Genomic DNA, 19,468 nt, shown 5'->3' with positions numbered 1-19,468 from the left:
CTCTCGGGCTGTCCCGGGTGGTTAACGCCTTGATCGGGCTCGCTTTGCCTTGCCACCGCCATATCGTTAGGGTACCCCGCCGCCACGTGGGGACGGGATTCCTGACGCGAACGCTTTGGCGCGCGCACCCGGACGGGCATGGGATTAGCATAAGTGTCTGAATTATTTGACGAAGTCGACGAGGAAGTACGTCGCGAACAGCTCAAGAAGCTGTGGGATAAATATTCGATCGTCTTTATCGCACTGATGGTGCTGATCGTCGCCGCCGTGGGCGGCTGGCGCGGTTACCAATATCTTGAAGCCAAGAAGGCTGCCGAGGCCGGTGCTGCCTTCGAGAAGGCCGCTGAGCTGTCCGAGCAGGACAAGCATGCGGAGGCCGAGGCGGCCTTCACCGAGCTCGCTGCCAAGGCTCCATCGGGCTATCGCACCCTGGCGCGGCTGCGTGCTGCGGCCGAGGCGGCGGCCCGCGATCCCAAGGCAGGCGCCAAGCTGTATGACGACATCGCCGCCGACCGCAGTGTAGGCGGCGAGTGGCAGGATCTGGCAAAGATCCGCGCCGCCGGTCTCCTGCTCGACAGCGCCGGCTATGCGGACATGCAGCAGCGGCTGGAAGCCTCGACCGCACCCAAATCGACCTTCCGTCACACCGCCCGCGAGATGCTGGCGCTGTCGGCCTGGCGCAACAACGATGTGACTGCGGCCCGCAAATGGCTCGACGCGATTGCCGAGGACGGCGAAACGCCGCCCGGCCTGCGCTCACGCGCCGAGGCGCTGCAGGCCCTGCTGCCGCCCGTAGCGAAGAGCTGAGCCGAGAGCTGAGACGAGATACCGACATGCGCCGCACGCCACGCTTGATCGCAACCGCCGTCCTGATCGCCTTCACGGGCGTGCTGGGCGGTTGCTCCAGCTTCGATCCGAGCGACATGCTCGACTTCCTCGACACCAAGAAGAAGCTGCCGGGCGACCGCAAGCCGGTGTTCCCGGAAGGCGTGCCCGGCCTCGAGCAAGGCGTTCCGAAGGATATGTACAAGGGCGCCCAGCAACAGCCCGATCCGAACGGACCCGCCGTTGCGGCTCTGCCCACCGAGCCTGCGCCCGAGCCGAAGCCGGCGAAGGGTGCCAAGGCGAAAAAGACCAGGCAGCCGGCCACCGCAGCCGTCGCGCCGGCTGAGGCGCCCGCCGGCGAAGTCGACGGCGAGGCCCAGCCCGAGGCCGCGCCGCCCGCGGCCACGCCGCCGCCCAGGCAGAAGATCGTGCGCAAGCGCACCACCGCGCCGCCGCCCGATCAATCCGTCCAGCAGGCGCAACCGACCCAGACCACCCAGCAGCAAACGCAGGGCGCCTTCCCGGCGCCCATGCCGAGCGGCAGCTTCTCGCGCTGATTTTTTCATTTCATTGACAGGCGCGGCTCCGGCAGCGCACGAATGACCCATGTCCTTTAAGATTGCCATTATCGGCCGACCCAATGTCGGCAAGTCGACGCTGTTCAACCGTCTGGTCGGGCAGAAGCTCGCGCTTGTCGATGACCTCCCCGGCGTCACCCGCGACCGCCGCGAGGGCGAGGCCAGGCTCGGCGATCTCGACTTCACGATCATCGACACCGCCGGCCTCGATGAGGGTGCCAAGGGCTCGCTGACCGCCCGCATGCAGGAGCAGACGGAGGCCGCGATCGCACAGGCCGACGCGCTGTTCTTCGTGATTGATGCCCGCATGGGCCTCACGCCCAACGATCGCGCCTTCGCCGATTTCGCCCGCAAGGCCAACAAGCCGGTGATGCTCGTCGCGAACAAGAGCGAAGGCAAGCACGGCGATGCCGGCGCGATGGAGGCTTTCGCGCTCGGCCTCGGCGATCCCATCCAGATCTCGGCCGAGCATGGCGAGGGCCTGGGTGAGCTCTATGACGCCTTGAGAGAGCTGATGCCGGAGCCCGTCGAGGAGGATGAGGTCGAGGACGACGAGCCGCTGACGGAGGAAGAGGCGGCCACGCGTCCGATCCGGGTCGCGATCGTCGGCCGGCCCAACGCCGGCAAGTCGACGATGATCAATCATCTGCTCGGCGAGGAGCGCCTGCTGACGAGCCCGGAGGCGGGTACCACGCGCGATTCCATCGCGGTCGAGATCAACTGGAAGGGGCGCGAGTTTCGGGTGTTCGACACCGCAGGTCTGCGCCGGCGCTCGCGGATCGAGGAGAAGCTCGAGAAGCTCTCGGTCGCCGACGCACTGCGCGCGGTGCGCTTTGCCGAAGTCGTCGTGATGATGATGGATGCGCAGAACCGCTTCGAGGAGCAGGATCTTCGCATTGCCGACCTGATCGAGCGCGAGGGTCGGGCCGTCGTGCTCGCCGTCAACAAATGGGACCTGATGGAAAGCAAGGGCGGCGGCGCGATCTCGAACCTGCGCCGCGATGCCGATCACTTGCTGCCGCAGATCAAGGGCTTGCCGATCGTCGCCGTCTCCGGCTTGATGGGCGAGGGCATCGATCGATTGATGCAGGCGATCCAGGATGCCTATGCGCTTTGGAACAGGCGTGTGTCGACCGCGGCGCTGAACCGCTGGTTCGAGGAGGCGGTCCAAGCCAATCCGCCGCCGGCCGTGTCCGGACGACGACTCAAGCTGAACTACATCACGCAGACCAAGGCCCGCCCGCCAAGCTTCGTGTTGTTCTGCTCGCGTGCGGACGCGGTACCGCAGTCGTATCTGCGATATCTCACCAATTCGCTGCGTGAGGCCTTCGAGCTGCCCGGCACGCCGGTGCGTATCACCTTGCGCGAGAAGGCCAATCCGTTCGCCCACAAGCGCAAGCGGCCGTCGTGAGCAACGACGCCGGCGAGGCGATGGCGCAGGGCGCAGCGCCAGTCCGGCGCGGTGCGGTCGCCTTCATCTTCGTCACCATCCTGCTCGATATGCTCGCGCTCGGCGTGATCATGCCGATCCTGCCAAAACTGATCGAGAGCTTCGTCGACAACGACACGGCCCATGCGGCCCGCATCTTCGGCCTGTTCGGCACCGCATGGGCGCTGATGCAGTTCGTATTCTCGCCGGTGCTCGGCGCGCTGTCGGACCGCTTCGGGCGGCGGCCGGTGGTGCTGCTGTCGAATTTCGGGCTCGCGGCCGATTACGTGCTGATGGCGCTGGCGCCGTCGCTGGTCTGGCTGTTCGTCGGCCGCGTCATCTCGGGCATCACCTCGGCCAGCATCTCGACCGCCTTTGCCTATATCGCCGACATCGCGCCGCCGGAGCGGCGCGCAGCGGTGTTCGGCAGGATTGGCGCTGCATTCGGCGCCGGCTTCGTGCTGGGCCCGGCGCTGGGCGGCCTGCTCGGCGATATCGATCCGCGCCTGCCGTTCTGGGCCTCGGCGGCCTTGAGCTTCGCCAATGCGCTCTATGGGCTCTTCGTCCTGCCGGAATCGTTGGCGCCGGACAAGCGCGCGCCGTTCCGCTGGAGGAGCGCCAATCCGCTCGGAGCGCTCCGCCTGCTGCGTTCCAACGCGGTGCTCGCCGCGCTGTCCGTCGTCAATTTCATCGCGCAGGTCGCGCATGTCGTGTTGCCCTCGACCTTCGTGCTCTACGCCACTTATCGCTACGGCTGGGATTCGAAAACCGTGGGGCTGACGCTGGCGATGGTCGGCATCTGCGCGATGGTGGTGCAGGGGCTCGCGATCGGCCCGATCGTGCGTGTGCTCGGCGAGCGCAACGCGTTGTTGCTGGGCCTGTGCTGTGGCGCGATCGGCTTCGTGATCTTCGGCGCGGCGCCGACCGGACCGCTGTTCTGGATCGGCATTCCCGTGATGTCGCTTTGGGGCATTTCGGGCGCCGCCATGCAATCGCTGATGACGCGGCTGGTCGCGCCCGATCAGCAGGGCCAGTTGCAGGGCGCGACCGCGAGCGTGCAGAGCGTGTCGCAGCTCGTCGGCCCGTTCCTGTTCACGCTGACCTTTTCATATTTCATCGGCGCCAGCGCGCCGTGGCAGCTGCCCGGCGCGCCGTTCCTGCTCGCGGCGGTGCTGATGGTGGTGTGCGTGGCGATCGCGGTACGGGCGCTGGCTGTCGCCAAGGGGACTTGAAGAGGGCCGTCATGGCCGGGCTTGTCCCGGCCATCCACGTTCTTCGTCCGGTCCAGAACGTAGATGCCCGGGACAAGCCCGGGCATGACGTCGTGGAGGCAGTTGCGCAAGCTACGCCCTTACTTCTTCACCAGCGGGCACTCGCTGTCCTTGAGCGGCTTGGCGGCGTCTTCCGCCGCGATCGTGGCGATCTGCTTGTAGTAATCCCACGGTCCCTTCGATTCTTCGGGCTTCTTCACCTCGAACAGATAGGCCGGGATGAGACGACGCCCGTCCTCGCGCAGCGGGCCCTTGCCGAACAGCGGATCGTCGGTCGGAAGCTCCTTCATCTTGGCGACGACCTTGGCGCCGTCATGCGGATTGCTGCCGAGCGCGTCCATCGCCTTGAGATAATGCAGCACCATCGCGTAATTGCCGGCCTGCGTCATGGAGGGCATCGCATTCTTGTTGGCCAGCGCCGAGAATCGCTTCGACCAGGCGCGGGTCTGCTCGTTCATGTCCCAGTAGAAAGATTCCGTGAAGGTCAGGCCCTGGGCGGTCTTCAGACCTAGTGAATGCACGTCGTTGATGAACAGCAGCAGCGCCGCGAGCTTCTGCCCGCCCTGCACAATGCCGAACTCGGCGGCCTGCTTGATCGAGTTCGTGGTGTCGCCGCCGGCATTGGCAAGGCCCACCACCTTGGCCTTGGACGATTGCGCCTGCAGCAGGAAGGACGAGAAGTCCGCGGTATTGATCGGATGCTTGACGCTGCCGAGCACCTTGCCGCCGTTCGCAGTCACGACCGCGGTGGTGTCGCGTTCGAGCGCATGGCCGAAGGCATAATCTGCGGTCAGGAAAAACCAGCTGTCGCCGCCGGCCTTGGTCAGCGCCTTGCCGGTGCCGTTGGCCAACATGTAGGTGTCGTAGGTATAGGAGACCGTGTTCGGCGTGCAGGCCTTGCCGGTCAGGTCGGCGGAGGCCGCGCCGGAATTGAGCAGCACCGAGTTCTTTTCCTTGACCAGGTTGCTGACCGCCAGGGCGACACCGGAATTCGGCGTGTCCGCGATCGCGTCGACCTTGTCGTTGTCGATCCATTGCCGGGCAATGTTGACGCCGACGTCCGGCTTGTTCTGATGGTCGCCGCTGATGACGTCGATCTTCCAGTCCTTCTTGAGCAGGCCGGAATCCTCGACCGCCATCTTGATCGCGACCACGGAGTTAGGGCCGCCGATGTCGGCATAGAGGCTCGACATGTCGTTGAGCACGCCGATCTTGACAGTCTTGTCCTGAGCGAAGGCGGATGTGGCAAAACCGAAGGCGGCACAGGCCAGAAGGGCCGCAGAGCGGCGCGCGAACGTCGTCGTCATAAAAGGTTTCCTCCATTGTCAAACATGCGGACGGCTCTCTTGAACGGAGCCTTGTTCCGGCTGATGGCTCTACCGTGTCCCACGGCCGGCGGCAATGCGCCTAAAGCCGGATGACGCTGCGTCGCAGCGTCATCCCTCCGTTAACTTTTGGGCAAAATGCGTCGAGAGGCTATTTCAGCGCGTCCGATGTCAGCTTGAATTTCTGGATCCGCTTTCCGGTGTCGACCTCGGCGGTATAGACGTTACCCTTGGCGTCGATCGCCATGGCATGCACCCAGTGGAATTGTCCGGCATTGCGGCCATTGTGCCCGAAGCTGCCGACCACGCTGCCGTCCTCGCGCCTGATCACCCTGATCTCGTTGTTCTCACCGTCGGCGCTGAGCAGCCAGGTCTGCTTCGGATCGGGCCAGATCGCGATGTCCCACACCGCGCCGTTGCCGAGCGTGTTCTTCTCGAAGAAGAACTCCTTCACGAAGGTGCCGTCCGTCTTGAAGACCTGGATGCGGTTGTTGATGCGGTCGCAGACGTAGACAAGCCCGTCATTGGCGAGCTTCACGCAGTGGACCGGATTGCCGAATTGCTGCGCAACCGGCGCCTTGGGATCGTAAGGAGCCTGCTTGGTATCGTCGGGCTTGTTGCCGTAGGCGCCCCAGTGCCGCTTGTAGGCGAGCGTGGTCGCGTCGAACACGATGACGCGGCGATTGCCGTAGCCGTCGGCGACGTAGATTTCGTTGGCGGCCTTGTCGATCGCGGTCTCGGCGGGCTTGCCGAGCTGGGTCGTGTCGTTGCTGCCGAGGCTCGGCGCGATCTTGCCGATCTGCGCGACGAACTTGCCGTCGAGCGTGAATTTCAGGATCGCGTTGTCATTGTCGGCATTGCCGCCGACCCAGACGAAGCCGCGCTCGTCGACTTCGATGCCGTGCTCGCGGCCAACCCATTCATAGCCTTCGCCCGCGCCGCCCCACGATCGCAGCAGATTGCCATCCGTGTCGAATTCGAGCACGGGCGGCGCCGAGACGCAGCATTTCGAGCGCGGCGGAGTGAGGCTCGCGCCTTTCTCGTCGTCGGTGAGCGAGCGGGGACGATGGATCACCCAGATGTGGCCCTGCCAGTCGACGGTAATGCCGCCGACCTGGCCGAGGATCCAGTTGTTCGGCAACGGCTTTGGCCAGGAAGCATCGACCGCGAAGGTCGGGACATCGCCGGCGGTCGCCGCGCCCGGAAGCGCAAACGCGACGGCCACGATCAGAACGGAGAGGACGCGAGAGACATTTGCGAGCGCACGCTTAAAGCCTGCGCGATTCCGCCATGGCGCCATGGCAACCTCCCTTTATTGGCTTGCGGCTTGCTGCCGCTTGAGCGCGGGCAGTCAATCGCGGGGAGGCCGTCAAGTCAATCAGGCCGGCGAGCGGAAGCTCATCAGGCTGCGGGTCTTGTAGTCGTAGAACTTGCCGGTCTCGGTCCAATCAGGCGCGCACATCGGCACGATGAATTCGGCGACCTGCTCGGCTGTATCGAGCGTCGTTGGGTCTTCGCCCGGCATCAGCGTCGCGCGCATCCGGGTGCGGACGGGGCCCGGATTGAACAGATTGACGCGCAGCTTGGTGTTCGCGGTCTCCTGCGCCCAGGCGCGCGCCAGCGTTTCCAGCGCCGCCTTGGAGGCGGCGTAGGGGCTGACATAGCCGGTCGCCTTGTTGGCCGCGCCGGAAGTGACGAACACCGCGCGGCCGGCGTCCGACTGCTTGAGCAGCGGCTCCATGCAGCGGATCAACTGGAAATTCGCGGAGACATTGACCGCCATCACGTCGGTGAAGGCCTTCAGCTCGATATGGCCGATCGGCGAGGAGGGGCCGAGCACGCCGGCATTGCCGACCAGGATGTCGAGCTTGCCGTAGCGTTCGTGCAGGCCGGCGCCGAGCCGCGCGATGCCGTCGGAATCGGTGAGGTTGAGCGGCACCAGCGTGGCGCTGCCGCCGTCCTTGCGGATCTCGTCGTCGAGCTCTTCCAGCCCGCCCTGCGTGCGCGCGACCGCAACGATATGCGCGCCGGCCCTGGCCAGCGCTTTTGCCGTGGCGAAGCCGATGCCGCGCGAGGCGCCGGTGACGAGAGCGATGCGGTTGGCGAGGGGATTTGTCATTGAAAGGTTCTATCCAGCGTCGTCCTGGCGAAAGCCAGGACCCATACGCCGTGACGTTTATGGCTAGGGAAGATGATTGTCACACCTTCTTCGAACCAGAAAGGCCTGTGGTAATGGGTCCTGGCTTTCGCCAGGACGACGAGCCTAGCTCGCCTCCGCAAGCAGCGACAATTGCCGCGGCTGCTGCTCGGTCTGGGTCTGGTCGGTGAGGTGGGTCGGATACGCCCCGGTGAAGCAATGATCCGAGAATTTCGGATTGGCGGGGTCGCGGCCGGGCTCGCCCATGGCGCGGTACATGCCGTCGATCGACAGGAAGGCGAGCGAGTCGGCGCCGATGATCTCGCGCATCTCTTCCAGCGAATGCGTCGCCGCAAGAAGACCACCACGGTCCGGCAGGTCGATGCCGTAATAGTCGGGATAGAGGATCGGCGGCGAGGCGAGGCGGAAGTGCACTTCCTTGGCGCCGGCATCGCGCATCATGCGCACGATCTTCTTCGAGGTGGTGCCGCGGACCAGCGAATCGTCGATCAGGATGATGCGCTTGCCTTCGATCGCGGCGCGGTTGGCCGAATGCTTCATGCGCACGCCGGATTCGCGGATCGCCTGCGTCGGCTGGATGAAGGTGCGGCCGACATAGTGGTTGCGGATGATGCCGAGTTCGAACGGGATGCCGGAATGCTGGCTATAGCCGACCGCGGCGGGCACGCCGGAATCCGGCACCGGCACCACGACGTCGACCGGCACGTGGCTCTCGCGCGCGAGCTGCGCGCCGAAGGCCTTGCGTACCTCGTAGACCGAGCGGCCGTGGACGATGGAATCCGGACGGGAGAAGTAGATGTATTCGAAGATGCAGGGGCGCGGCGCGATCGGCGGGAACGGCTTGTGGATGTCCTGGCCGCTCTCGTCGAACACGATGACCTCGCCGGGCTCGATGTCGCGGACGAAGCGCGCGCCGATGATGTCGAGTGCGCAGGTCTCGGAGGTCAGGATCGGGCAACCATCGAGCTCGCCGAGCACCAGCGGACGGATGCCGCGCGGATCGCGCGCACCGACCAGCTTCTTGTTGGTCAGGGAGACCAGCGCATAGGCGCCCTCGATCTCGCGCAACGCGTCGATATAGCGTTCGATGAAGCGGCTGCGCCTCGAGCGCGCGACGAGGTGCAGGATCACCTCGGTGTCGGTGGTCGACTGCATCATCGCGCCGTTCTTCACGAGCTCGCGGCGCAGCGTCAGGCCGTTGGTGAGGTTGCCGTTGTGGGCGACCGCAAGGCCGCCGGCATTCAGTTCGGCGAACAGGGGCTGCACGTTGCGCAGGATCGTCGCGCCGGTGGTGGAATAGCGGACATGGCCGACTGCCATTGTGCCGGGCAGGCGATCGATCACCTCGCGGCGGGAGAAGGTGTCGCCGACGAGGCCGAGGCGGCGTTCGGAATGAAAGCGGCCGCCGTCATAGGAGACGATGCCGGCTGCTTCCTGGCCGCGGTGCTGAAGGGCATGGAGGCCGAGCGCCGTGATGGCGGCGGCATCGGGGTGGCCGTAGATGCCGAAGACGCCGCATTCCTCGCGCAGCGTATCCCCCTCCAGATCGTCTTGAAGTTCCAGCGCGGCCGGGCCGAGATCAAGTAGGGCGTCCTGGTCAGGATTTCGCATCTCGTCCGAGCCTCTCGTTAGGGCTTAATCAACGCGCCGCGGGTTTCTCGATCAGCTTTTTAAGGCTGTCACGAGCCGGTTTGCTGTATCCGTCGCCACTGCCCGAAGGCTGCTGCTCGGAATCAGTTTGCTCTTCATCTGGTTTGTTTTTCTTGAATCTCTTCAAGATGGTGTTCTCGGGGTCGTCAGGCAAGAGGGCCATCAGCCAATCCCCGGTTCCCTGCAGCACCACGCGGGATTTGGCCCCCGTGACCCAATCCGGGCGCTGCTTGTCCGGCACGAGCCAGGTGAAGAACAGGAAGGCGACCACGACGATCAAAAGTCCGCGCGCCAGCCCGAACAGAAAGCCGAGGGTGCGGTCCAGTGCGCCGATGCGCGAATCCAGGATCATGTCGGAGATCCGGACCGTGATCACGGAGACCACGACCAAAGTGCCCACGAACACGCCGGCAACCACGACCACGCTCGCGACGGTATCGTTGTTGAAATAGGTCTTTGCGGTCGGCAGCAGCTTCGAGAATGAATAAAGCGTGACAATCGCCGCCGTGCCCCAAGCCGCGATCGACAGGATCTCGCGCATGAAGCCGCGAACCATGGCGAGCAGGCCCGAAATCAGCATCACACCGAGCAGGATCAGGTCGAGGATGGTTACTGGCATCGGCTGGTCTGGTCCGCTCGTACTTCAAGGTGCTCAGCGAATCGGTGCTTGGCCGCCGCCCTAAGTGAGGGCCAGACGACGTTCCCGGCAAGGCCGCAACCACACAATCCCATGCTGCTTTTGTGACGGCTGTATAGCGGCGAGGGCGGGGGACGTCACCACCGGCTAACCCTCTCCACGGCGGAATCTTGCTGGTGTGGCATTTTTCTCTGCCGGTGCGCTCGAGTCGCCCCGCCGGGAGCCGCGTGCGGCGATCTCGGCGACCAATGTCGTCAGGCTGTTGATCGCGTTCAGCGACAAGCCGGCATCGCCGCCGGCTTCGCCCCGGGCCGATTCGGGCAGAACGGCACGCTGGAAGCCGAGTTTTGCCGCTTCTTTCAGCCGGGCCGGGGTCTGCGCTACCGGGCGCACCACGCCGGACAGCGAGATCTCGCCGAAATAGACCGCATCGGAGGGCAACTGCGCATTAACCAGCGAGGACACCAGCGCCGCCGCGGCGGCCAGATCAGCCGCGGGCTCGTGGATGCGCAGGCCGCCCGCGACGTTCAGATAGACGTCGTGGCCGGACAGCTTCACCCCGCAATGGGCTTCCAGCACCGCCAGCACCATCGATAGCCGGCTCGGATCCCAGCCCACCACGGCCCGGCGCGGGGTGCCGAGCGAGGTCGGCGCCACCAGTGCCTGCAATTCGACCAGAACGGGTCTTGTACCCTCGATACCCGCGAAGACTGCGGTGCCGGGCGTGCCGAGATCGCGCTCCGACAAAAACAGCTCGGAAGGATTGGTGACTTCGCGCAGGCCAAGCCCGGTCATCTCGAACACGCCGATCTCGTCGGTCGGCCCGAAACGATTCTTCACGGCGCGCAGGATGCGGAATTGCTGCGAGCCTTCGCCCTCGAACGACAGCACCGCATCGACCATGTGCTCGACCACGCGAGGGCCGGCGATCTGTCCGTCCTTGGTTACATGGCCGACCAGGATGATGGCCGCGCCGGTCCTTTTGGCAAAACGGATCAGGGCCTGCGCCGAGGCGCGCACCTGCGTCACCGTGCCGGGTGCCGATTCCACCGTGTCGGTCCACATGGTCTGAATCGAATCGATCACGATCAGCCGCGGCACCGCGCCCTCAGACAGCGTCGAGACAATGTCCTCGACCGACGTTTCGGCGGCGAGCTGCACCGGCGCATCCGACAGCCCGAGCCGTTCGGCGCGCAACCGCACCTGCGCGACCGCCTCTTCGCCGGAGATGTAGACGACGCGGTGTCCGGCGCGCGCGAGCAGGCTTGTGGCCTGCGTCAGCAGCGTCGACTTGCCGATGCCGGGATCGCCGCCGACCAGCAGCACCGAGCCGCGGACAAAGCCGCCGCCGGTCACGCGATCGAGCTCCGTCATGCCGGAGGACAGGCGCGGGGCGTCCTGGGTTTTTCCGGACAGGCTCTCGAGCGCGAAGGTCCGCCCCTTGCGCTTGGAGCGGATCGACACCGGCACGCTGCCGGTCGTGTCCTCCTCCGCGAGCGTATTCCACTCGCCACAGGACTCGCATTTGCCCTGCCAGCGGTTATAGGCCGCGCCGCAGTTCTGGCAGACGAAGGAAAGTGTGTTCTTGGCCATGGGGACAGCGAGTCCGGGGACAGCGAGTCGGGGGTTTCAGGTTTGCTGATAGCACGGAATGACGGGTCGAGAGAGTGAGCCCCGGCGCCCCCCCGAAGCCCGGCTACGGCTGCGCCGCGTTCCAGAGCATGGAGAGGCCGGCCGCGATCATGATTGCGTCCATCACCAAGCGGAACATCTCCGGCTTCAAGCGCAGCACGAAGCGTTTGGCGATGAAGGCGCCCGCCATCAACGACGATCCTGCGACCAGGCCTTTGACGAACACATCGCCAGTCAGCGCGCCGAAACGTTCGAAAGTCACGGATTTCGCAACATAGAGCCCGAGCGAAGATGCCGCTTCGGTGGCGAGGAAAGCGCCGCGGGACAAGCCGTAGAACAGGAATAGCGGCACGCTGAGCGGGCCGGTGGAGACGACGATGCCGGTGAGATAGCCGATGACGGCCCCGCCGATCGCCAGATGCCAGAGATTGGCCTTGAGATCGTGCCGCGCCAACCAGTGCCGAACCGGCACCATCGCGATCAGGAAGACGCCGATGGCGAGATCGACGGCGTGCGAGGGCAGGGCCAGCAGCGTCCGCGCGCCGAGCACGGCGGCTGGAATGCCTGTCACCGAATAAGCCGTGCAGGCCCGCCAGTCGACCTCGCGCCACCAGGCCAGGATTCGTGACAAGTTGGCCATGACGGCGGCCAATGCCATGATCGGCACCGCCTCCTTTGGCCCATAGGCATAGACCAGCACCGGCATCAGCATGATCGACGAGCCCGTGCCGACGATGCCGGAAATGGTGCCTGCGACGAGGCCGACGATCAGGACGAACAAGAAAGCCAAACCAGTCTCCACGAATCGGGAGAGTTTAGCCGCGGCCAGCGGCGCGGGCGATCCGCGAGGCGAGAGAACCTTATCTTGCCGAGAGCCCGGCGTTAACCATCGCCGACGGTTCCAGTCTGAGCGAAATCGCTTCGAAGTTTCTTAAATCTTACTGGGTACCTCTCTTGGGCATAGTGACCTGGGGGAAGAAGAGTATGGGTAAGCGAGCCAAACGCGGAAAGGCGCAGACGTTCGCAATCCCGATGGCCGCGAGAGTTGCAGTTGGCGCCGTCGCCGTCGCAGCGTTGGGGTACGGCTTGCTGTCCCGACCGGCGAACGTGCAACCGGCACGAAAGCCGTCCGCGCACGAAGCCCAAGCGTCATCAACTCCGGTTTACGTCTCAACGCCTGTTCATGCATCAGCTCCGACGCCGGCTTCGGCTCCGCTTACGGCCCCGGCGCCTCTGGTCGAACCGCCCAAAGCGGCTGACGTTCCCGGAGCATTCGTGCGGCAGGTGGTTGACTACGCCAGCCGCCAGACGCCGGGCACCGTGATCATCGATACCAAGAACACATTCCTCTATCTCGTTCTGAACGACGCGCAGGCACTGCGCTACGGCATCGGTGTTGGCCGCGAAGGTTTCACATGGTCCGGTGAGCAGACTGTGGCTCGTAAGGCAGAATGGCCGGATTGGCATCCGCCTGCGGAGATGGTCTCGCGTCAGCCTTATCTGCCGCGGTTCATGGCAGGAGGTCCTGGCAACCCGCTCGGCGCTCGGGCGATGTATCTGGGCGACACCGAATATCGAATTCACGGCACCAACAAGCCCGATACGATCGGGAAGCGGGTCTCGTCCGGCTGTATCCGACTGACCAATGAGGACGTCGTTGACCTCTATGATCGCGTGAAAGTCGGCGCGAAAGTGATCGTGCTTCCGACGACCGTTGCCCGCCGAGCACCCCAAGGAGCGCCAGCCGACGCCGCGTTCCGGTTACCGGACCCGGCATCACCGCCGAACCGGCCCTCGGCAACTCACGCGCAGATGCCGTCATCTGGAGCGAAGATCGCCGAGGCGCAGTAATTCGTCCTCCGTCCTCATCCTGAAACGGAGGACAAGGAGGCAATTCAAGTCGCCTACGAGGTCATCCGGCCCGAAGCTTGTGACAGGCACAACAATTTATGGCTTGTAGGGCGGAGGACAGACCACCACCTCGCCCGGAGAACTTCTCCGGCACGGCTCAGTCACCCGGATTGCGGTATGAGTATAAGCGTAGCTCAGAGCTGCGCCGGTTAGAGCAGCACCAAGGATTGCAATTTGCCATCGCAATTTCATGCCTTCGACTTCCCGAAGAGGGGCGTCGACGCGCTGCCCCTTCATATCGAAGCCCGAGCTGTCTCCCGTAGGCCCTTCGCATCGCATGACGCGCTGCTGCGATGAAGTCCACGCTCAACCGTGTCGACGACCACTTCTGAAAACATCCCGCCAGTGTTTGCCCGACGCGTCAAATCAGTGTTTCGGAGCATGCGTAACCCATTGATTTGCCAGCCATCGGCTACTGTGCATGGGGTTGTTTTTCATGTTTTTGTTGAGTTGGCGCGGCAAGTCGGTGCTCGCAGCACATGGGGCAAGTCCGGCTACGCGCTGCTGACAGCATGTTGGCAGCAGGGTCCGGCTACGACCATCTCCTGACAAAACAAAGAGTGGGTCATGCGGGTCGAGGGAAGCTGTCATTGCGGTGAGACGGTGTTCGAGGTGACGGAGGCGCCCGCGAGCGTCACCCGTTGCACCTGTTCGCTCTGCGCCAAGCGCGGCGCGTTGTGGGCCTATTACACGCCGGCGCAGTTTCGGCTGCTGTCGCCCGCGGAGAACGTCGCGACCTATCTCTGGGGCAGCCGCACCGTCAAACACCATTTCTGCGCAAGCTGCGGCTGCGGTACCTATTCGGAGTCGCCGGACTGGTCGACCGGCAAGCCCGATTTCGACAATCCGAGGGTCGCCGTCAACGCGCGCCTGTTCGACGAGTTCGATCTCGAGACCGTGCCGGTGACCATGATCGATGGCAAGAATTTATGGTGAGCATGCGCTCTCGCGCATGTCTGCTGCTCGTCCGTGCTCTTGAGGCCCTCTTGAAAAGCTGATCTGTTTCCGGCCCGACAGAAAAAGGGGAGGAAGCCGATGATGCGTCTTTTCGCGCGAGTGATGCTCGCGATGTGTCTGGCCGTTGTAGCCGGCTTCAATGCGCAGGCGCAGACCAGGCCCAAGGTCACGACATCAGGACCGGATTTCCCCAAGGCCGCGCTGTTCGTCGGCAACAGCTTCTTCTATTACAACAACGGCATGCCCGGGCATCTCTCCTTCATGGAGCGGGCTGCGGACCCTGAAAACAAGACGGCCTATCGCAACACCATGGCGACGATCGGCGGTTCCGGCCTCGATTGGCATGACATGGACAACCTGCTGCGGCCGGGTGGCCTCGGCGCCTATTCGTTCGACGAGCAGAACAACGTCGTCTTCAACAAGCCGGGCAGGCAGTACGACGCCGTCGTGATGATGGATTGCAGCCAGTGCCCCATCCATCCGCAATTGAAGGACGCGTTCACGACCTTCGTAAAGAAGGACAGCGAGATCGTCCGCGCCAACGGCATGCGGCCGGTCTTGTTCATGTCCTGGGCTTACGCCGACAAGCCTGAGATGACGGAAGCGTTGGCCGAGGCCTACACAATCGCAGGCAATGCCAATGATGCGCTGGTGATCCCCGCAGGTTTTGCCTTCGCGCGCGTGCGCAAGCTGCAGCCCGAGCTCAATCTGTATGCGCCGGACAAGCGGCACCCGAGCCCCGCAGGCACATATCTGGCGACCTGCGTGACGTTCGCCGCGCTGACCGGCCGCTCGCCGGTCGGCAATTCCTACACGATGGGACTGGACGGCCCGACGGTGGAGCTGCTGCAGAAAGCAGCGTGGGACACGGTGCAGGAGTATTACGGGCGTTGACCTAGCGCAGCACGACCCACGCCGGTGCGTGGTCGCTCGCGCCTTCTTCGCCGCGAACCTTCTTGTCCACGCCGGCTTTTGCCAGGCGTGAGACGAGGGCAGGGCTGAGCAGGACATGGTCGAGCCGCAGGCCCGCATCTCGCGGCCAGCGGTTTCGCTTGTAATCCCAGAAGGTGTAGATGCGCTGCTCGGGGTGCAGTTCGCGGATCGCGTCACACCAGCCTTGTGCCAGCAGCGAGGCAAAGGCCGCACGGCTCTTCGGTTGGATCAAGGCATCCTTGTCCCACGAGCGCGTCGGATAGATGTCGAGCTCATCAGGTGCAACGTTGTAGTCGCCGGCGAGCACCACGGGCAGCTCCTGCTTGAGCAAGGTTCTGGCATGGCGCTTGAGCCGCGCGAACCAGTCGAGCTTGTAGTCGAATTTCGGTCCCGGCTGCGGATTGCCGTTCGGCAGGTAGATGCTGGTGACGATGACACCGCGTACCGCGGCCTCGATGTAGCGGGCTTCGTGATCGGCAGGTTTTCCCGGCAAGCGATCGCGGGTGAGAATGGGCTCGGCATTGCGGGCCAGGATGGCGACGCCGTTCCAGGTCTTCTGTCCACACCACACTGCGCCGTAACCGGCCTTTTCGATCGCGGTCGCCGGAAATTCGCCATCACTTGCCTTCAACTCCTGAAGTGCGACGACATCTGGCTTCGCCGTTCGCATCCATGCCAACAGATTGGGCAGGCGGCGATTGATGTTGTTGATGTTGAATGTCGCGATCTTCATGTAGAGCTACCGGCTCCTGCCTTCCGTTACCGGAGAAACAATGTCCAAGTTGAGCTTTGCCGTCATCGCCGTCGCCGTTGCGTTCTCCGGGGTTGCCTCGGCACAATCATCCGATCCGCGCGGCGCGTGCAAGGCCGACTACGACAAATTCTGCGCCGGCATTGCGCCGGGCGGCGGCATCGTCGCCTGCCTCAACGCCAAGCGCGAAAAGCTCAGCGCAACCTGCAAGACGGCGCTGGACAGCAGGAAAAAGAAGTAGGCGGCAAGTCGCTCAGCCCGGCAGCGGCGGCGCGCTTGCGGGCTGTTCGATCGATGGCGGAGCGGGCGTCTGCTGCTCGACCGCCTGCGCGGAAGCAGGCTTGGCCAGCGGCTCCACCACATTTCCGCCCTTGTAGATGCGGGCGTAGCGGCGGCCGAGGCTGGTCAGCACCTCGTAGCCGATCGTTCCGAAATGATGCGCGAGCTCGTCGACGGTGATGCCCTCGCCGAGCAGCGTCACCATGTGGCCGCGCCGCGCCGCATTCGGCGGCAGATCGGTGATATCGATCGCGATCAGGTCCATCGAAACGCGACCGGCGACCGGACAGCGCTTGCCGGCGACGATGACCTCGGCGCCGCGGGTGCCGTCATTGGAGCTTGCGGCGCGGAAATAGCCGTCGGCATAACCGACCGCGATGATCGCGAGTTTCGTCGGTCGCCGTGCCGTCCAGGTGCCGCCATAGCCGACGCTCTCGCCGCGCTCGACATTGCGGATCTGCACAATGCGGGCCTTGAGATCGACCACCGGCTGCATCGGATTGTCAGCCTCCGGCGTCGGGTTGACGCCGTAAAGCGCGGCGCCCGGCCGCACCATGTCGAACTGGAAGGGCGCGCCGAGGAAGACGCCGGACGAATTGGCGAGCGCCGCCGGCACGCCGGAGAATTCGCTGGCGATGCCGCGGAAGGCCGCGAGTTGCTTGGCATTCACCGGGTTGTTGAGCTGCTCGGCCGAAACCAGATGGCTCATCACCAGCGTAATGCCGTGATCGCCGGCGTTGATGCGGGGGATAATGGCATGCGCTTCCGCGAGCGTCAGGCCGAGCCGATTCATGCCGGTGTCGATGTGGATGGCGGCGCCACCGGTCCAGCCGGTGCGGCGGCAGAACACGTCCCATTCGGCGAGCTCGTTGAGATCGCCGATCACGGGGCGGCAGTTGATCTGGGCGTAGTGCTCGCCGGTGTTCTGGAAATAGCCGCCGAGCACGTAGATCGCAGGCTCCGGCACCGCCGCGCGCACCTTGCGCGCTTCCCCGATGGTGGCGACGAAGAAGGTCTTGCAGCCGGCCTTGTTCAGGGCACGCGCGACTTGCTCGGCGCCGCAGCCATAGGCGTCTGCCTTGATCACCGCCGAGCATTCGGCCGGCACCGCCGTCTTCTCGAGCTTGCGCCAATTGGCGATGATGGCGTCGAGATCGACGGTGAGCACGCCGCCGAAGGTCGCGAGCGCGGCAGCCTGATTGGCCTCCGCGGAGAGAAGGCCGGATTGCGGGATCATTTTCGGGTCGGACGCCATTGTCATGGCGCCGTTTTACGCAAGAGGCCGGTCAGGTTCAACCCAGGGAACTCAGTAGTCGCCGCCGCCGCGGTCCGGCACCTGGCTGTCCGGCGCAAGGTCGCCGAACCGGGTGACCGACGCTTCGAAGGCCAGATCGACGGTGCCGGTCGGGCCGTGGCGCTGCTTGCCGATGATGACTTCGGCCTTGCCGTGCGCAAGATCCATGTCCAGGCGCCATTTTTCGTGCTCGGGTGTGCCCGGGCGCGGCTCCTTGTTTCCGAGGTAATATTCCTCGCGATAGACGAACAGCACGACGTCGGCGTCCTGCTCGATCGAGCCGGATTCGCGCAAATCCGAGAGCTGTGGCCGCTTGTCGTCGCGCGATTCGACCTGGCGCGAGAGCTGCGAAAGCGCAATCACGGGCACGCTGAGTTCCTTGGCGAGCGCCTTCAGACTGGTCGTGATCTCGGTGATTTCCTGCACGCGGTTTTCGCTGCGCTTGCCCGAACCCGACAAGAGCTGGATGTAGTCGATGACGATGAGGTCGAGGCCCTTCTGCCGCTTCAGCCGGCGGGCGCGCGCCATGAGCTGCGCAATCGAGAGACCGCCGGTCTCGTCGACATAGAAGGGCAGCGACTGCAGCTCGATCGAGACCTCGCGGATCTTCTCGAAATCGGCCTCCGAGATGCCGCCGCGGCGGATCGAGGAGGAAGGGATGCCGGTGCGCTCGGCCACAATACGCGTGGCGAGCTGGTCGGCCGACATTTCGCAGGAGAAGAAGCCGATGACGCCGCCATGGGCGGCCTTCATGGTGCCGTCGGCCTGGAGTTCTGGAACATAGGCCCGGGCGACGTTGTAGGCGATGTTGGTCGCTAGCGACGTCTTGCCCATGCCGGGGCGGCCGGCGACGATGATGAGGTCGGAGTGCTGCAACCCGCCCATTTTGGTGTCGAGGTCGCGCAGGCCCGTCGAGATGCCCGACAGCTTTCCGTCGCGCTGGAACGCTTTCGCGGCCAGATCGACCGCAAGCGTCAGCGCCTGCGAGAATTTCTGGAAGCCTCCGTCATAGCGGCCGGATTCGGCGAGTTCGTAGAGGCGGCGCTCGGCGTCCTCGATCTGCGCCCGCGGCGCGAAGTCGACCGGGGCGTCATAGGCGACATTGACCATGTCCTCGCCGATGCCGATCAGGTCGCGTCGCAATGCCAGATCGTAGATGGTGCGCCCATAATCCTGCGCATTGATGATGGTCGTCGCTTCGGCGGCGAGGCGCGCCAGATATTGCCCGATGGTCATGCCGCCGATGTCGGTGTCGGCGGGCAGGAAGGTCTTCAGGGTGACGGGCGTCGCGATCTTGCCCATCCGGATCAGGCTGCTGGCGGTCTCGAAGATGGTCTGGTGCAGCGGCTCGAAATAATGCTTCGGCTCCAGAAAATCGGAGACGCGGTAAAACGCGTCGTTGTTGACCAGGATCGCGCCCAGAAGGCTCTGTTCCGCCTCGATGTTATGCGGCGCGCTCCGATAGGCCGGGGTTCCGGCTTCGGGCGCGAGTTTGAGAACGTTCGAATCAGTCAGGGCCATGGTCGAGCGATAGCAATTTTCTGGGGCGGATGCGGGGCCGGGATAAAGCGCCGCCTCAGCCCAAAGCGGAAGCAAAAGCTCGCCGCTATCAACCGATCATTAAAATGGTGGATGATTGACCGCCGCAGCACGCGCCGCGCTTGACGGATTTCGTGGAACCAGGTCGCGGCCTAGATGCGGTCGTTACGCACCCCGGAAAACGCCGGATGAAGTGAACCTGATGGGGTGCCGGGCAGACACATCGAGACGCGCGGGAATGACCCACGGCCAGGCGCTTTTGGCTCGGTTCAGACCAGCAGGAGGTAGACCAGTGCAAC

18 protein-coding genes are annotated in these 19,468 nt (G+C 64.5%); 8 read left to right on the top strand and 10 right to left on the bottom strand.

Annotation, left to right across the window (positions count from 1 at the left end; translation table 11 throughout):
• Nucleotides 1-153: 153 nt before the first annotated feature.
• From RX329_RS25905 to RX329_RS25890, 4 genes are read left to right on the top strand one after another with little or no spacing between them, the layout of a single operon-like run.
• Nucleotides 154-807 carry a tetratricopeptide repeat protein gene (locus tag RX329_RS25905; protein WP_018459142.1) on the top strand — a complete coding sequence of 218 codons (654 nt, stop codon included), beginning with the start codon at nucleotides 154-156 and terminating at the stop codon, nucleotides 805-807.
• 26 nt (nucleotides 808-833) lie between these two features.
• Nucleotides 834-1,382, top strand: a complete 549-nt coding sequence (locus tag RX329_RS25900; RefSeq protein ID WP_026233742.1) for a hypothetical protein — start codon at nucleotides 834-836, stop codon at nucleotides 1,380-1,382.
• Between the two features lie 49 nt (nucleotides 1,383-1,431).
• On the top strand, nucleotides 1,432-2,814 hold the full coding sequence (gene der / locus RX329_RS25895) for a ribosome biogenesis GTPase Der (RefSeq protein WP_317244443.1): 1,383 nt from the start codon (nucleotides 1,432-1,434) through the stop codon (nucleotides 2,812-2,814).
• Nucleotides 2,811-4,064 (top strand): TCR/Tet family MFS transporter, encoded by a 1,254-nt coding sequence (locus RX329_RS25890; protein WP_085352896.1) that lies wholly within the window; start codon nucleotides 2,811-2,813, stop codon nucleotides 4,062-4,064. Before der ends, RX329_RS25890 begins: the two co-directional genes overlap by 4 nt.
• A 119-nt stretch (nucleotides 4,065-4,183) precedes the next feature.
• On the opposite strand, the gene RX329_RS25885 is transcribed toward RX329_RS25890, so the two are convergent.
• From RX329_RS25885 to RX329_RS25855, 7 genes are all read right to left on the bottom strand, one after another.
• On the bottom strand, nucleotides 4,184-5,410 hold the full coding sequence (locus tag RX329_RS25885) for an ABC transporter substrate-binding protein (protein WP_317244442.1): 1,227 nt from the start codon (nucleotides 5,408-5,410) through the stop codon (nucleotides 4,184-4,186).
• 169 nt (nucleotides 5,411-5,579) lie between these two features.
• Nucleotides 5,580-6,728 carry a hypothetical protein gene (locus tag RX329_RS25880; RefSeq protein ID WP_085352898.1) on the bottom strand — a complete coding sequence of 383 codons (1,149 nt, stop codon included), beginning with the start codon at nucleotides 6,726-6,728 and terminating at the stop codon, nucleotides 5,580-5,582.
• A 78-nt stretch (nucleotides 6,729-6,806) separates the two neighbouring features.
• A complete protein-coding gene (locus RX329_RS25875; protein ID WP_085352899.1) occupies nucleotides 6,807-7,547 on the bottom strand; it encodes an SDR family NAD(P)-dependent oxidoreductase in 741 nt (246 codons plus the stop codon).
• Between the two features lie 144 nt (nucleotides 7,548-7,691).
• A complete protein-coding gene (gene purF / locus RX329_RS25870) occupies nucleotides 7,692-9,197 on the bottom strand; it encodes an amidophosphoribosyltransferase (RefSeq protein ID WP_085352900.1) in 1,506 nt (501 codons plus the stop codon).
• A gap of 28 nt (nucleotides 9,198-9,225) precedes the next feature.
• A complete protein-coding gene (locus RX329_RS25865; RefSeq protein ID WP_007592055.1) occupies nucleotides 9,226-9,855 on the bottom strand; it encodes a CvpA family protein in 630 nt (209 codons plus the stop codon).
• Nucleotides 9,856-10,020: 165 nt separating this feature from the next.
• Nucleotides 10,021-11,466 carry a DNA repair protein RadA gene (gene radA, locus RX329_RS25860; RefSeq protein ID WP_018459134.1) on the bottom strand — a complete coding sequence of 482 codons (1,446 nt, stop codon included), beginning with the start codon at nucleotides 11,464-11,466 and terminating at the stop codon, nucleotides 10,021-10,023.
• Between the two features lie 103 nt (nucleotides 11,467-11,569).
• Nucleotides 11,570-12,295, bottom strand: coding sequence for a sulfite exporter TauE/SafE family protein (locus RX329_RS25855; protein ID WP_018459133.1), 726 nt, complete (start codon nucleotides 12,293-12,295; stop codon nucleotides 11,570-11,572).
• A 194-nt stretch (nucleotides 12,296-12,489) separates the two neighbouring features.
• On the opposite strand from RX329_RS25855, the gene RX329_RS25850 reads away from it, so the two are divergent.
• From RX329_RS25850 to RX329_RS25840, 3 genes are all read left to right on the top strand, one after another.
• Nucleotides 12,490-13,356 carry a L,D-transpeptidase gene (locus tag RX329_RS25850; RefSeq protein ID WP_085352901.1) on the top strand — a complete coding sequence of 289 codons (867 nt, stop codon included), beginning with the start codon at nucleotides 12,490-12,492 and terminating at the stop codon, nucleotides 13,354-13,356.
• A gap of 627 nt (nucleotides 13,357-13,983) precedes the next feature.
• Entirely contained in the window at nucleotides 13,984-14,352 is a 369-nt protein-coding gene (locus RX329_RS25845) for a GFA family protein (protein WP_085352902.1), read from the top strand.
• A gap of 99 nt (nucleotides 14,353-14,451) precedes the next feature.
• Nucleotides 14,452-15,267: a DUF4886 domain-containing protein gene (locus RX329_RS25840; RefSeq protein ID WP_018459130.1), complete on the top strand. Its 816-nt coding sequence runs from the start codon at nucleotides 14,452-14,454 to the stop codon at nucleotides 15,265-15,267.
• Between the two features lies 1 nt (nucleotide 15,268).
• Here RX329_RS25840 and RX329_RS25835 read toward each other — a convergent pair whose 3' ends face one another.
• Nucleotides 15,269-16,039, bottom strand: coding sequence for an exodeoxyribonuclease III (locus RX329_RS25835; RefSeq protein WP_018459129.1), 771 nt, complete (start codon nucleotides 16,037-16,039; stop codon nucleotides 15,269-15,271).
• 40 nt (nucleotides 16,040-16,079) lie between these two features.
• Between RX329_RS25835 and RX329_RS25830 the strand changes: the two genes are divergently transcribed.
• Complete coding sequence (locus tag RX329_RS25830; RefSeq protein ID WP_085352903.1) at nucleotides 16,080-16,298, top strand: hypothetical protein; 219 nt, start codon at nucleotides 16,080-16,082, stop codon at nucleotides 16,296-16,298.
• Nucleotides 16,299-16,310: 12 nt separating this feature from the next.
• Here the strand turns inward: RX329_RS25830 and alr are convergent, their stop codons facing one another.
• On the bottom strand, nucleotides 16,311-17,591 hold the full coding sequence (alr, locus tag RX329_RS25825; protein WP_085384878.1) for an alanine racemase: 1,281 nt from the start codon (nucleotides 17,589-17,591) through the stop codon (nucleotides 16,311-16,313).
• Nucleotides 17,592-17,642: 51 nt separating this feature from the next.
• Nucleotides 17,643-19,151, bottom strand: a complete 1,509-nt coding sequence (locus RX329_RS25820; RefSeq protein ID WP_018459126.1) for a replicative DNA helicase — start codon at nucleotides 19,149-19,151, stop codon at nucleotides 17,643-17,645.
• Nucleotides 19,152-19,468: the final 317 nt, after the last annotated feature.

Source organism: Bradyrhizobium sp. BWC-3-1 (assembly GCF_032917965.1).
Classification (GTDB): Bacteria; Pseudomonadota; Alphaproteobacteria; order Rhizobiales; family Xanthobacteraceae; genus Bradyrhizobium; species Bradyrhizobium canariense_D.
The sequence above is the reverse complement of the archived record's forward strand: the minus strand, read 5'-3'. Positions and strand labels throughout refer to the sequence as shown.

Bases quoted from the DNA above. Each gene is read 5' to 3' on its own strand.
- RX329_RS25880 (WP_085352898.1), bottom strand. From the start codon at position 6,728: ATGGCGCCATGGCGGAATCGCGCAGGCTTTAAGCGTGCGCTCGCAAAT.
- RX329_RS25840 (WP_018459130.1), top strand. From the start codon at position 14,452: ATGATGCGTCTTTTCGCGCGAGTGATGCTCGCGATGTGTCTGGCCGTT.
- RX329_RS25865 (WP_007592055.1), bottom strand. From the start codon at position 9,855: ATGCCAGTAACCATCCTCGACCTGATCCTGCTCGGTGTGATGCTGATT.
- RX329_RS25835 (WP_018459129.1), bottom strand. From the start codon at position 16,039: ATGAAGATCGCGACATTCAACATCAACAACATCAATCGCCGCCTGCCC.
- RX329_RS25830 (WP_085352903.1), top strand. From the start codon at position 16,080: ATGTCCAAGTTGAGCTTTGCCGTCATCGCCGTCGCCGTTGCGTTCTCC.
- RX329_RS25875 (WP_085352899.1), bottom strand. From the start codon at position 7,547: ATGACAAATCCCCTCGCCAACCGCATCGCTCTCGTCACCGGCGCCTCG.
- RX329_RS25845 (WP_085352902.1), top strand. From the start codon at position 13,984: ATGCGGGTCGAGGGAAGCTGTCATTGCGGTGAGACGGTGTTCGAGGTG.
- RX329_RS25900 (WP_026233742.1), top strand. From the start codon at position 834: ATGCGCCGCACGCCACGCTTGATCGCAACCGCCGTCCTGATCGCCTTC.
- RX329_RS25885 (WP_317244442.1), bottom strand. From the start codon at position 5,410: ATGACGACGACGTTCGCGCGCCGCTCTGCGGCCCTTCTGGCCTGTGCC.
- RX329_RS25820 (WP_018459126.1), bottom strand. From the start codon at position 19,151: ATGGCCCTGACTGATTCGAACGTTCTCAAACTCGCGCCCGAAGCCGGA.
- alr (WP_085384878.1), bottom strand. From the start codon at position 17,591: ATGGCGTCCGACCCGAAAATGATCCCGCAATCCGGCCTTCTCTCCGCG.
- purF (WP_085352900.1), bottom strand. From the start codon at position 9,197: ATGCGAAATCCTGACCAGGACGCCCTACTTGATCTCGGCCCGGCCGCG.
- radA (WP_018459134.1), bottom strand. From the start codon at position 11,466: ATGGCCAAGAACACACTTTCCTTCGTCTGCCAGAACTGCGGCGCGGCC.
- RX329_RS25850 (WP_085352901.1), top strand. From the start codon at position 12,490: ATGGGTAAGCGAGCCAAACGCGGAAAGGCGCAGACGTTCGCAATCCCG.
- der (WP_317244443.1), top strand. From the start codon at position 1,432: ATGTCCTTTAAGATTGCCATTATCGGCCGACCCAATGTCGGCAAGTCG.